12 protein-coding genes are annotated in these 13,366 nt (G+C 44.1%); 4 read left to right on the top strand and 8 right to left on the bottom strand.

Annotated elements, in window-relative coordinates:
* Position 1: 1 nt before the first annotated feature.
* Entirely contained in the window at positions 2–871 is an 870-nt protein-coding gene (locus tag ACO067_RS10275) for a toxin-antitoxin system YwqK family antitoxin (RefSeq protein ID WP_421873722.1), read from the top strand.
* Here ACO067_RS10275 and ACO067_RS10270 read toward each other — a convergent pair.
* Positions 868–1,914 (bottom strand): 1-acyl-sn-glycerol-3-phosphate acyltransferase, encoded by a 1,047-nt coding sequence (locus tag ACO067_RS10270; protein ID WP_421873720.1) that lies wholly within the window; start codon positions 1,912–1,914, stop codon positions 868–870. The genes ACO067_RS10275 and ACO067_RS10270 overlap by 4 nt on opposite strands.
* Positions 1,911–2,822: a bile acid:sodium symporter family protein gene (locus ACO067_RS10265; protein WP_421873718.1), complete on the bottom strand. Its 912-nt coding sequence runs from the start codon at positions 2,820–2,822 to the stop codon at positions 1,911–1,913. Before ACO067_RS10265 ends, ACO067_RS10270 begins: the two co-directional genes overlap by 4 nt.
* Before the next feature lie 234 nt (positions 2,823–3,056).
* On the opposite strand from ACO067_RS10265, the gene ACO067_RS10260 reads away from it, so the two are divergent.
* Positions 3,057–5,243 carry an ATP-binding protein gene (locus ACO067_RS10260; RefSeq protein WP_421873716.1) on the top strand — a complete coding sequence of 729 codons (2,187 nt, stop codon included), beginning with the start codon at positions 3,057–3,059 and terminating at the stop codon, positions 5,241–5,243.
* 2 nt (positions 5,244–5,245) lie between these two features.
* On the opposite strand, the gene ACO067_RS10255 is transcribed toward ACO067_RS10260, so the two are convergent.
* The 6 genes from ACO067_RS10255 to ACO067_RS10230 form a co-directional block, all read right to left on the bottom strand.
* Positions 5,246–6,610: an aldehyde dehydrogenase family protein gene (locus ACO067_RS10255; protein WP_421873714.1), complete on the bottom strand. Its 1,365-nt coding sequence runs from the start codon at positions 6,608–6,610 to the stop codon at positions 5,246–5,248.
* Positions 6,610–7,368, bottom strand: a complete 759-nt coding sequence (locus tag ACO067_RS10250; RefSeq protein ID WP_421873712.1) for a gamma-glutamyl-gamma-aminobutyrate hydrolase family protein — start codon at positions 7,366–7,368, stop codon at positions 6,610–6,612. Before ACO067_RS10250 ends, ACO067_RS10255 begins: the two co-directional genes overlap by 1 nt.
* Position 7,369: 1 nt before the next feature.
* Positions 7,370–8,512 (bottom strand): iron-containing alcohol dehydrogenase, encoded by a 1,143-nt coding sequence (locus ACO067_RS10245; protein WP_421873710.1) that lies wholly within the window; start codon positions 8,510–8,512, stop codon positions 7,370–7,372.
* 30 nt (positions 8,513–8,542) lie between these two features.
* Entirely contained in the window at positions 8,543–9,862 is a 1,320-nt protein-coding gene (gene eat, locus ACO067_RS10240) for an ethanolamine permease (RefSeq protein WP_421873708.1), read from the bottom strand.
* 64 nt (positions 9,863–9,926) lie between these two features.
* Positions 9,927–10,292, bottom strand: coding sequence for a hypothetical protein (locus tag ACO067_RS10235; protein WP_421873706.1), 366 nt, complete (start codon positions 10,290–10,292; stop codon positions 9,927–9,929).
* 6 nt (positions 10,293–10,298) lie between these two features.
* Positions 10,299–10,661, bottom strand: coding sequence for an STAS/SEC14 domain-containing protein (locus tag ACO067_RS10230; RefSeq protein WP_421873705.1), 363 nt, complete (start codon positions 10,659–10,661; stop codon positions 10,299–10,301).
* A gap of 309 nt (positions 10,662–10,970) precedes the next feature.
* Between ACO067_RS10230 and ACO067_RS10225 the strand changes: the two genes are divergently transcribed.
* Together ACO067_RS10225 and ACO067_RS10220 are read left to right on the top strand one after the other, a co-directional pair.
* Entirely contained in the window at positions 10,971–12,161 is a 1,191-nt protein-coding gene (locus tag ACO067_RS10225) for a hypothetical protein (RefSeq protein ID WP_421873703.1), read from the top strand.
* Positions 12,154–13,338: a carboxypeptidase-like regulatory domain-containing protein gene (locus ACO067_RS10220; RefSeq protein WP_421873701.1), complete on the top strand. Its 1,185-nt coding sequence runs from the start codon at positions 12,154–12,156 to the stop codon at positions 13,336–13,338. Before ACO067_RS10225 ends, ACO067_RS10220 begins: the two co-directional genes overlap by 8 nt.
* Positions 13,339–13,366 lie beyond the last annotated feature (28 nt).

Below are 13,366 nucleotides of genomic sequence, written 5' to 3'. Positions count from 1 at the left end.
TATGATTGATCAAGTCAAATTGAATCTTGTGTTGTTGGTTTCTCTTTTACTAGCAGGCTTTGTAGCCGCTGCACAAGAGGTTAGTTCTGTAGATGAGTTGTTTCAGACGAAATATGAAACTCCGCTATCCATGGACGCGGAGCAGGATTTGGAGCGTACCGACAAAGATGATGATGAAGAAAAGGGCAAAAAGAAAGAAAAAAAAGTCAACCCCAAGATCTACTACGGCATTAAAACGAAACGGGGCTTTGCCAAGAAAGGATTTGGTAATCGACAGACTGTGGAGCTCTTCCATTACCTAAAGGACAAAGACTATGTAGGCCCTGACCCATATGCCAGAGATTTCTACTGGTACGATTTTAAGAAAAAACAAATAGTGAATTCACTGCGAGTGAAAGAAGACTATGCTGGTGTGCTTCATGGTCACTATGAGAAAAAGATGGGAGATCAATTGCTGGAAGAAGGATACTTCTACAAGGGGATGAAGCATGGTCGCTGGGTCCGATACAACAGCTCGGATATTCTGATGGAGAAAGAAATATATTGGAAAGGTTGGCCGAAAGAATCCCGATTGGCTTATTATGATTTTGAGCGTGAGCGGCTAAAGGAAATTATACCAGTTCATTTTGGTGAGCGCCAGGGAGAGTACTATGCTTATCATGAAAATGGCAACCTGGCTGTGGTAGGTCACTACCAATACGACAACAAAGTAGGAATCTGGAGAGAATATTATGACAACCGACGTGTGAAACGTGAGGTGGTTTATCCGCTAGAGCCGTTTGATAAGACCCTTCCATATATCAGCAAAGAATGGGATAAAGAGGGTCATCTCATCTATGACCGGAAGCAGTACAATGCCCGAGTAAACTAGTACTTGATGAGCGATTGACGAGCGAACATGCTTAGAACCGCAGTAGCCACGAATAACAATCCTGCCTCCCATCCAATCCAAATGGCGCCTACCAGATAGAAGATGATCCACCACAGCAGGTGGAAAATTCCGCCACCAATATATTTTAACGAGACCTTGAACACCGGGTCCTTCACCACTTGCAACAATTTCCGTACTCCAAGAAGAGGCAATAGGTTGAACAAGGTGAAGAACACAATAAATATTCGAGACAGGAAATTTCGGTTTCTTGGTTTGACCTCTTCATATTGATCACTTCTGCCCATGGCTTTGAGCTCTTCAAAGCTTAGAGACTCATGCTTTGGTTGAAAGATCCAGGCTTGCTTTTTTTCATAATGTTCGTCCTTTTCAGGAAGGATGAGCGTGTCTTTCATTGCCTGAGTCAGGTCTTCTTTCAGTTTGTTGTACCCCTTCTGTTTGTGCTCCCGATAGAGCTTCATGTAGTCTTCCAGCTCGATGGCGTCACCGTATACCAGGAATATTTTAGCCAAAGGTCTACTATGGGAAAAGTAGTTGATACCAGTAGGGATAATGTAGATTTTGGTACTAGGGTTTATTTGATCTCTGGCATCCAGGGCAAGTCTGGAGGTGCCTTTGGAGATCGGTCGGAGGTAGTGCTCTTTGCTGTGATTACCTTCTGGGAAAATCAAAATAGCCTTTTCCTCTGATAGCATTCTAAAGCAGGTATCAAATACTGCATCATTTTGTGAGAGGGACTGGATACCATCTCTGATCCGATAAATGGGCATCATGTTCAATGACTTGAGTATTGGATCGCTCCATTTATTGAATACATCCGCTCTGGTGAGAAATGAGACGGGCTTTTTGAAATAAACACCAGACACCACAGCGTCCATGAAAGCTCCCTGATGATTTGGAGCCAGGAGAATGGCCCCATCCTTCGGGACTTTGTCCAGGCCTATAATTTTAATCCCACCAAAAAATATTTTCAGACCAATCCAACCAGTGATCTTTACCAGATAATAAAACCAGTGTGCATTCATTTTGCGGTAACTGTCGAGACTCTATAATTCCACCAATATGCTAGAGACATGCCAGAGATGATGTGCCAGATGCCCCACCATGCAGCCACTATGGCCATTCCGCCAAGTCCCTGAAAGAAGGCAAATATAAGGAGTAATCCGAGTCCTGAGTTTTGAATTCCCGTTTCGATGGCAAGCGATCTTCGGTCAGGCTCTGTAAGCCCAAAGACTTTGCCTAACTGGTATCCGGAAGTAAGGGCAACTGCATTGTGTAGAAATACCAGCAGTACCACCATGTGAATGTAGCTAAGAAAGATATCGATGTTGGCAGTAAAGGCCAGAATGACGATAGCTGCGAATATCAAAATGGAGCCATAGTGCATGTAAGGGTGAAGTTTCTGTGAGGTTTTGGGAAACTTATGCCGAAAGGTCATGCCTAGAATAATCGGGATACCTAAGATGATTACGATGGTTTTCAACACATCCCAAAAGTTCAAGCTAACCTCAGTGAGTAACTGAGCTGTAGGCTGATACATGCTGGCCCAAAATGCCAGATTGATAGGTGTCATGAAGATGGCCAGTACACTTGAAATCGCCGTTAAACTCACCGAAAGAGCAATATTGCCCTTCGCTAATGCAGAGAAAAAGTTAGAAATGTTGCCTCCTGGACAAGCCGCCACCATCATCATGCCTAATGCGAAGCTAGGCCTCGGCTCTAATAACCAGATAATCAAAAATGTAAGAAAAGGGAGAACAACAAACTGGGAGAGTACTCCCACGAAGGTGCCGAGAGGGTTTGCAAGTACCATCTTAAAGTCATCTGGAGTCAGTTTGAGTGCCACACCAAACATGATAATCCCCAGACTGATATTCAGAATGAAAATATTCTCATCAGAGAAGTTGAGGGTGATGTTGTCTATTGATTCCATTTCTAACCCTGAAAGATAATGGTTTCTTCATATTTCCAGTGTATTGTTTATTCATATTGGGAATTAGGGTGTTGGTCGTATTCTCATCTTTGATAACGGAGTAATTGATATATTTATCTATCAATCATGCGAATACCAGCTTACCTTTTCATTATAAGTTTGTGTTTGTCCCTAAGCACATTTTCACGGAGTCCTGCACCCCAAGCGGTTATTGACATTTCTGATCACGACTTTATGGATGATCCAATCCTGGAACTGAGCGGGGAATGGGCTTACTCGGAAGGTTGCTTATATCCGGATGTATGTGAATCCATGGAGCTGGTCGATGTACCTCATGAGCGGCTGGATGAGCTAGGTCTGGGTAGCTATGGATATGGAACCTATAGTGTGACCATTCTACTTGACCATCAGCATTCATTTATGCTCAAAGTACTGGATCAGTTCAGCGCTTATACGATTTATGTAAATGGCAGAATGGTGGCTGAAGTTGGAAGTCCTGGGAAGACAAGGGAGACCACAAGACCAGGTCGTAAGGTTCTCTACATACCACTGCATGGCCTGCAAAGTGATACCTTAAGAATTACGGTCCCGATTTCTAATTTTAGTCACAGTAAAAGAGGTATTGGTGGAGCCATATTCCTTGGGCTGGAGCAGGAAATCTTGCATCAGAAGTTTTTGGATGATTCCTATGATTCCTTTCTTACTGGATTTCTCGTTCTGGCCACATTCTTTTTTCTAGGGTTATTTTTTCATGGTAAGCAGGATTATGCCATTCTCTTTTTTGCCCTGTTTACACTTTGCTATTCGTATCGGATAGTTGGCTGGCACAATTACATTCTTCATGACATGGTCAGTATTTCTTACAGAATAGGGCTGGCTCTGGAGTACAGTACCTTCTACCTTAGTGGTGCCTTTTTCGCCTTGTATCTGGAGCGGTTGTTTCCTGAGGATGCACCGAAGATTCTCACCCGATCATTTGCTTATTTTTCATTGGCCTGGGCCTTACCGCCTATCCTGTTTCCAGTTCACTTGTTTACCCAGCTAAACACAACTTATTTATACGTTTTACTATTTGGTATCTTATTAGTGATTTGGATTTTCACCAGAGCGTCCATCAACAAAAGGCCTGGTTCCGGCTACTCCATATTTAGTGTGTTAGGAATTCTTTTGGTGTTTTCCTTCAAGTCCCTAAGTTACCTGGACGTCATTGATGAAAATAGGTTTTTTAGCATTGCTGGAGAAATGATTTTCTTCACTTTTCAGGCACTTATACTATCCAGAAGTTTTACCGAAAACTGGCGGCAGGCTAAAAAAGATGCAGAAGAACTGGCGCGGGCAAAATCTGATTTCCTATCGGTAATGAGCCACGAGATTCGAACACCTCTTAACGCGGTGATTGGTACGGCATATCACTTAATAGAAAGCGGCCCAAAAGAGGATCAGGTAGATGATCTTGAGCGTTTGAAAGCCTCTTCTGAGAATCTGTTGCTTTTGATCAACAACGTTTTAGACTACAATAAAATTGAGGCGGGTAAGATTGATCTGGACTTCACAGCGGTTTCGCTAAAGTCGTACTGTGAGACCGAGATTTCGTTGCTCCAACCACTTGCAGATCAGCAAGGGATCAAACTTGAGTTAGCGTATGATGCCGCACTTCCTGAACACGTGATGGTAGATAAAGTGAGGCTTGGTCAGGTTCTTACCAATCTGATCGGGAATGCGATTAAGTTTACCCGTGAAGGGAATGTGATTTTCGGCATCAAATTACTGGAGCAGACGGATGAGGAGTTCGTTATACAATTTAGTGTAGAGGATACCGGCAGTGGAATTAGCGAATCTGATCTCAGCAAGATATTTGGTGCTTTCGAGCAGTCCAATAGTAGTGTTTCGCGCGAATACGGAGGTGTTGGTCTGGGATTGGCCATCAGTCAGAAATTAGTAGAGCTTATGGGGTCCACCATTAAGGCGCAGAGTAAACTGGGAGAGGGGTCCTATTTTTCGTTTGTTCTTAAGGTTAAAAATGGGGTTCCTGATTTTCAGAGAAACGAATATTCGGCATCTGTGGACTTATCTCGAATAAAAGTGCTGTTGGTGGAAGACAATGAAATGAATGTTCTCATAGCCAGGCGTCAGCTTCAAAAACATGGAGTACATGTTGCAGTGGCTTACAGTGGTCCCGAGGCAATTAGCAGTGTTCAGTCAGAGGCATTTGACATAATCCTAATGGACCTCCAAATGCCTGGTATGGATGGTTTTGAGACGACCAAAAAGCTAAGAGAACTGAACTATGACGGTCCGATTATCGCACTGACTGCAGCTTCTGTAACGGGTGAAGAACTGAGATCCAGGCGTTTTGATGGCATGCTACCCAAGCCGTTTAGTCCAGACGATTTGATCGCTAAGTTGAGAGAGTTTGTGTAGGATTACTTCCCCTTCATTTGATAGCTTTTCGGTTGAGTAAAGGTACGGATGCCCTGATAAGACAGAGTTGATCCGAGTCCAGAGTTTTTTCTACCTGACCAGGTCGTATTAGGGCTCACCCGGTCGCAGCAGTTCCAGTAGACGGTGCCTACATTCATCTGATCCAAAATCTTTCTGGCTCGTTGCTCATCGGAGGAGAATACTGCGGCTGTCAGTCCATAAGGCGTATCTTGCATTAACCGGAGGGCCTCTTCATCTGATGCTACTTTTTGGATGCCTATCACGGGTCCGAAGGATTCTTCCTTCATGAGCTCCATAGTATGGTTCACATCTACCAACACCGTTGGGTTCAGATAATATCCTTTCCTATCCGGTTGGTTGCCTCCTATCAGTACCTCGGCTCCTTTTGCTGTGGCGTCTTTGATTTGTTCTAGGATTACTTGTAGTTGCTGTGATCGAGTCAGTGGCCCGGTGTAGGTAGCATCATTGGTTGGGTCACCAGGAATGTAGTTCTTCACCTCATCCACGAAGTGCCTCACAAAGTCATCGTAGATACTTTCTTGCACGTAGATGCGCTCCACTGCGCAGCAGCTCTGTCCATTGTTATAAAATGCTCCATCTGCAGCATTGATAGCTGCCTGGTTCACATCTGCCACATCATCCATGACATAGAGTGGATCTTTGCCGCCAAGTTCCAGCTGTACAGGCACCAGTTTGTGTGCGATCGACCTGGCAATGTGTACTCCGGTCTTGTAGGAGCCTGTGAAAAAATACCCGTCCAGATCAGCTTCCAATAAGTATTGTCCCACCTGGCCTGGCCCGATGGCGGTCTCAAAAACATCTTCAGGTACTCCGGCTTTGTGCAGCAGTTCTTTGAACTTCAAACCAGTGAGACTGGCATATTCAGAGGGCTTGTACAAAACGGAGTTTCCAGCTACCAAAGCATATAAAAACACGTTGTAACCAGTGTTGTATGGAAAGTTCCACGCCCCAATATTGGCAATGACGCCAAGTGGTTCGTAGACAATGGATTCTTTGACAGCTCCTTCGGCCATTAGTTCAGGCTGCAGCCATTTATCAGCGTGAGTTTTCAGGTGTTCGATCCGATTAAGTGAACCCGTTACTTCGCCTCTGGATTGAGTGATGGGTTTACCGGTTTCTTTCGTCAGTACTTGTGCGAGTTCCTCTTTGTGCTGTTTGACCAACTCACCAAACCCCACGATGATTTCCAGACGCTCTGCAATTGATCTGGAGGACCATTTCTGTTGCCCATTTCGTAACCGGGCTAATTTTAGATGTACCGACTCGGCCGTATCCACGGTTAGTTCGGCTATTTCTTCTTCGGTGGCTGGGTTGATTACCTGCATTATACGTCTGATTTTAATGATCTAACCTGGGTTAGGAAAAACTCATAAAGCTTGTCCGCATTAACCACTGTTTCTTTCAGTGTATCTGAAAACTCCGGATGCCATTGCACCCCCATCACCCATCCGTCTGGTGCCTTGGTGTATCCGATAGCTTCGATAATTCCATCCTCTGGGCTCTCAGCTAGTATTTCCAGATTTTTCCCTAATGCCTTAACTGATTGGTGATGAACACTGTTTATTCGTCGGTTTGGATCATCCTGATAGATCTTTTCCAAAATTTTCCCTTTGGTGAATGTGATGTCATGATAGAGATAATCATAGGTGTCTGCGTCTCGATGTGTGAGTACATCCTCCAGTTGTGTGTCGGTATCCTGATAGAGTGAGCCACCAAAGTACACATTCATGAGCTGCATGCCTCTGCAGATAGCCAGGATAGGTTTTTTACTTTTCACAGCCAGGTCAAATAGTTTAAGCTCATAAGCATCTCTCACCGGATCACCTTTCCAGCGTCCAATCGGTTTCTCGCCATATGCCTCAGGAGCCACGTCCGTACCACCCTGAAACACGAACCCGTCCATCTGATCGATAATGGGCTGTAATAACTCATCCTGTAAGTCTGGAATCAATACGGGCAGCACTCCTTGTCGAGAGACGTAGCGCGCCATGTCGTTTTCAATATAACTCAGTGTCTTCGGCCCAAATACCGGTCTGTTGGAGTCGGGATACAAGAAGCATGCGGAAATACCAATTTTCAGCATATTAGAAAGCCTTGTGGTAAAGTGATCTGAAGTCTTCCAGGGTCACTGGTTTGGGGTTGTTTGGGTGAGCGAAATCTTCAATGGCAAGTTGAGAAAGCGGGTTCAAATGCTCCTCTTTGACTCCTATTTCACGCAGCTGTGTGGGGATATTCAGGCGTTGGTTGAGCTCGAATAAGTAATCTACCACCCGCTCGCCATCCCCATCGATCACTCCTAGAAATTCGGCCATCTTATCAAATCGAGCTTCAAATCCTTTATAGTTGAATGCCATTCCATAAGGAAGGTTGACGGCATTGGCCAGTCCATGATGAGTGTCCAAAAGGCTGGACAGTGGGTGTGCCATGCTGTGCACGACTCCAAGACCTTTCTGGAAAGCCACGGCGCCCATCATGGAGCCGAGTAGCATATCTGACCTTGATTGGATATCCGGGTGATGTGTTGCTTTTTCGATTGATTTGGCAATGAGTGCCATCCCCTCGAGAGCAATGCCATCGCACATGGGATGATAGTTTTTGGCTAGATAGGCTTCCATGTTGTGTGTCAGCGCATCCATTCCTGTAGCTGCAGTCACATGAGGAGGTAGTTCCATAGTGAGCTCTGGGTCTGCAAATACTTGCCTGGCCATGAGTTTTGGCGCAAATAGAATTCGTTTCTTTTTGCTCTCGTCTTCTGAGATAATGGCACTTCGGCCTACTTCACTTCCTGTGCCAGCTGTAGTGGGTACCGTCACAAAATAGGGAACATCCTCTGTTACGTATTTGTCACCTCCTATCAGGTCGTCATAGTCAAATAAATCACGATGATGATTTACCCTGAGTACAATGGCACGTGCGACATCCAAAGCTACGCCACCACCTATTCCCACTATGCAGTCGCAGACCGAGTCATGGTAATGGCCTCCACCTTTCAATACATCTGATTTGACAGGGTTTTTGTGCATTTCTGAGAATACATCCACAGCCAGGTTTTTGGCTCTGAGCTTTTCCAGGATGTCAATGAAAAAGTCTAATTCAGCTATGACAGGGTCAGTAACTACGAGCGGATGCTTTAAGCCCTGATTGATCAAATGATCGGCGAGTTCGTCAATGACTCCAGGTCCAAATCTGATCGGACATGGAAAGTTAAAATTGAGTCGTGCGTTCATCTCATAGTGAGCAAATAATATCTAGTTAAGTTAGCCGTTTTTGTTGGTAAACTGAAACCATAAATAGGTGCCAATCATGATCAATGCATAGATCCCAGCTAGCTTGAGATTATAGATGGTCATGGCAATAAGAGCAATGGTAGCAATGATTAGCGCTAGTGCAGGAAACAGTGGATAAAGAGGCACTCGAAAAGGACGCTCCATGTCGGGTTCTTTTTTTCTCAGTTGGAAAAAGGCAATCATGGAAATGATGTACAAAGTCAGGGCGCCAAAGCAAGCAATGGTGATGATTTCACCCGTTTTTCCGGAAAGCAAGGCGATGATCCCAATAACCATATTGACCAACAATGCATTGGCGGGTGTGCTGGTTTTGGGATGTACTTTGTCCATACCCTTAGGCAGGTAGCCAACTCTCCCAAACTCAAACGTGGACCGGCCAGCTGCAAGTATGATCCCATGAAAGGAAGCCACCAGCCCAAATAGCCCAACAGTGATTAATAGATGATACAGGAAATGTCCATCTCCCACGATTTTGGCTAGTGCTAGAGGTAGAGGGCTGTCAGAGGGCTCTGAACTGCCTGGTGGGTACACTACCGACTCCCAGCCATCCACTCCCACTGCAGAGACAAAAGTGAGCAGGCACAATACCACCAGGGTCATAATAGCCGATCCGAACCCGATCAAGACGCTGCGTTGTGGATTGCGAGCTTCCTCGGCTACATTGGCCACACCTTCTATAGCAAGGAAAAACCAGATGGCAAATGGAATGGCTGCAAAGGCTCCCTGAAATCCATTGGGGAGTGCATTCATTTCCAAATTTTTCCACTCCATACTGGGTAGACAAACACCAGCAAATATTAGCAGCTCGATCACCGCCAGGATGGTAATCACCAGTTCGAAAATGGCGGCAGCTCTTACCCCGACGATGTTTAACCCAGTAAATAAAAGATAAGCGGCTATGGCAATGTAAATGGTGTCTATTTCTGGTAGGAAAATATGGAAGTAAGCGCCAATCGCCGCTGCAATGGCTGGAGGGGCAAAGATAAACTCCACATTCTGAGCCATTCCGGCCAGAAACCCCAGGTTTTTTCCTAGTGCTCGATCGGCATAGTCAAATGCACCACCAGCCTTTGGAATGGCACAGGCCAGCTCGGTGTAGCTGAAGGTAAAGGTGATGTACATAATGATGATAAAGAAGGTAGCGATAGCCAATCCCAGCGTACCACCCTCTGCCAGTCCAAGGTTCCATCCGAAATACATGCCCGAAATAACATATCCAACACCAAGGCCCCAGAGCATTAGTGGGCCAAGGGTTTTCTTCAGCGTGGTATTAGAGGAAGGCTCAGGCATAGTGGCTTTTGTTTCTAAAAATAACCACCATTAATGCAAAACTCTTAGCTATTCGATGAAAGTTTTAATCGGTTAGCAAATAATGGATACCATCCTTTTCATCATCATAAAATCGCATGGAGCCACCGAGCATTTTGTTGTACGCTTGCATGACCACTCTTTTGGTTGGACTTAGACCAATTACCGCCACTTTTGACGGGATGTGCCCAATGGTTTTGCCCATTTTTCTTAGAAATACACGAAAGGAAGACGAGGGGTCTACACCTTTTACGTGGACCAGACGCAAATTAGGCTTGTTCTCTGCCAGCAGCATTTCCTGGAGAGCTTCTGCAATGGCAAATAGCTGCTCTTCTGGTTTGTTGCGGTAGTCCACTACTATGATTTCTTGTCCTTCTATTGTTTGTTTTATCAGACCATCTGGGTAGCTCATGCTGACTTAATTAGTTAAATATTCAATAGCCTCTTGCTCATCATCGTAAAACTTCATGGTGCCACCTACTATTCGGTTATAGCTTTGCAGTAGTAACTTTTTAGCAGTTGAGGTCCCTACTACGGCAATTTTGGATTGGAGATGTTTCACTTTGGGTCCTATTCGGCGGAGGTGTACTCTCACTGCCATAGGTAGGTCTACACCTCTGGCCTGTATCAGCCGAGAAGTAGGTTTATTTTCCGAAAGAATCAATTCTTCTAGTGCTTGCACCATCACCAGCATTTCCTCATCGGATAAACCGCGATAATCCTGAACGATTATTTCCTTGCCTTTGAGCATTTTTTTATAAAGACCTTTAGGTAATGACATGAGGTAAAGGTTTAATCGATAATAAGTTAACTCAAAAACCCAAAAATGTCATTCGGATTACGATGCATTTACACTGATAGCTCTTAGCGGATGGTAGGCTATAGTAGTTAGGCCACGGCGTGTCATGCAGGTTGTCGTTTAAGGAATACTCATAGATCCACTGCCTTACCATTACTGTGCTTGAGAGAATGAATCATTGGGATTATGACAGATACAGTTAGGAGTAAATCGTGATAAGTATTATTTTGAGGTTTTTTAGCAGATGGCTCCTGGATAACCTGGGAGCTGGAGGAGAATCTATCAAGAAGAATGTTCAAATCGGAACTAAAAAAGGGGAATATCCAAGCGCTTAGAAACGCAAGCTTATGGCTTGCAGTTTTGGTTTCCTGTTCTCCGAAGGAAACTACAGATTCCAATACGACTACCTCTTTTGTTGGGAGTCACAGAATAGTTATTGACACTGTTCTATGTGAAGCGGAGCTGTTTTCAATGGAAGGGTATTTTCGGGTTATCGGAAACAACATAGCTTATATCCAATCAGATCTGGCCAGTGTTCTTTGTTTTGAAGCTGACGGAACCTGGATTAAGCAAACCCTCGGACCAGGAGAAGGTCCAGACGAATCGAATGGCTTGCTTTGGTATCACGGACATTTGCCAGATGGCCAGCATCTGGTTTTTGGTAGTGGGTATGATTTTAGATTATTTGATTCGGAATTTAGTACCGTCACTGATAAATTCAGATTTAACTGGCATTCCAGATTGGGCATTTATGAGACTTCCGATCTTGAGGATCCTGGAATGTATGATTTTCATTATCGGGATGAGCCATTTATTGATAGCCAGTGGTTGCCTGTGATTAATAACAAAGCAGTTGTTCCAGTCACTATCAATGATTATGTCAATCCTGTCGCAAACCTCACCAAAAAGCCAGACGCATTCTTTGGCCATGCCAATACCATAGGTCTTGTAGACTTAGAAACAGGAGAATTGGAGACTGTTTTCAGAAAGCATCCCAAGGGATTTCTTGAGAATAAGTGGCTCTATTTTTACAACTATCCCTATAGAGCTACGGATGCGAAGTTCATTTATGTGTCCGATCGATTGGGTCCAGAAATCGAGGTTTATGATCCTGACAATCTTCAATTGGTAGAGACTTTTGGTCAGCCTGGAAAATATGCTAACCCTGATCTTGATAGGTATGATTCTTATGAGGATTTTTTATCGGCATTGGGGAGTGGATATCAAATTGGGTTTAGCTATTATACTCACATTCATGTTGACTCGATCAACTCTATTTTCTTTAGAAGCTATCACATCAAGGATACTGGTCCGTGGGGCCTGCAGGCTTACAATGCTGAACGAGAGTTGATCATTGACTCAAAAGTCCCGTTCAGGTTTAATGTAATTGGCAAAATAGGTGACTATTATTACGCTGATGGAATCAGAGATGAAGAAAATGAAATACTGGGTATTTATAGATTCAAAATCAAAAATGAGTAGACTACTTGTATTCGTTCTTATTCTGAATGTTAACTGGGTCACAGCTCAATCCAGTTCCTATTCGGTGCATGTAGTAGATCAGCAAAGCAAAGAGCCAGTGCCTTATGTTCATGTGGTTGTATTGAAGAAACAAATTGGAATGATAGCGGATGAAAATGGAGTATTCACGACTGGTGATCTTGAAAATCAGGATAGTATTAAAATCACCCATGTAGCCTATAAGCCAGTGGTGACCACTATTGATGCCATAAAAGATGAACCGGTGATTGAGCTGATATACAATGATCAGGTTTTGGATCAGGTGGTGGTGACCGCAGTTTCTGATCCAAAATTGATACTGGAAAAGGTAGTATCTCACTATAGGAGGAGTAGACGTACATCGCCACATGTGGCCAAGGCTTATTACGCTGAAGAGGTGAAGCGGTCGGATGAACTCATTTTTATTGCTGAAAGTGTAGGGTATAGCGTTTTCTGCGGTGATAGCAGCAATTGGGCCTCCCTTGCCCGACAAAATTTTTACTGTGACATTACCAGGGTTGGTTATCATGATGAATGGATGAGTCTGGGTAAGAATAATACCAAACCCCCAATGGGTAACTATGTTCCGATGAATTACCTGATGGTTGTGGAGAATTACGGCATTTTATCTTCGGATCATTGGCGCGACTATCAAGTTGCATTTGATGACAGCTATGATGGAGATGGCTATGCACTTCTATTTTCTGGAGAAAGGGAGAAAGGTCTCCTTTTGGTCAATGATCATTTTCAATTGAAAGAAATCCGTTTTTTCAGAACCAATGATCTGTGGAGTTCTGTCTTCAACAAAAGATCTAGTGGAGCGATAACCATTCGATATGCCTATTTTGATGACGTTCCAGTAGCACACTCCATATTTTTAACCTACAAAAAAGGTGGATTAACTCATTACATCAAATACGAAAACAAGGCTCAAAAACTAGATGAATTCGACGTGACAAATGAACAGATTGGCGCGTTGCAACGATATGCCCGAAACCCTTTTATTAGTTCGGATGACACTTCGGAAGATTTGTGGAGATACCCAGATGCATTTTGGGAAAAGGTGGATAAGAGGAGAGAAGGAAAATCTTATATAGAAAACGAGGATTACTCCGAATCGGCCCTTTTAATGATTGAGGAGCTCAAACGTTTTTTCTGATGCTAGAAGTAGGGAGGGAAAACTCCCT

It is taken from the genome of Marinoscillum sp. (genome assembly GCF_965229915.1).
Lineage (GTDB): Bacteria > Bacteroidota > Bacteroidia > Cytophagales > Cyclobacteriaceae > Marinoscillum.
The sequence above is the reverse complement of the archived record's forward strand: the minus strand, read 5'-3'. Positions and strand labels throughout refer to the sequence as shown.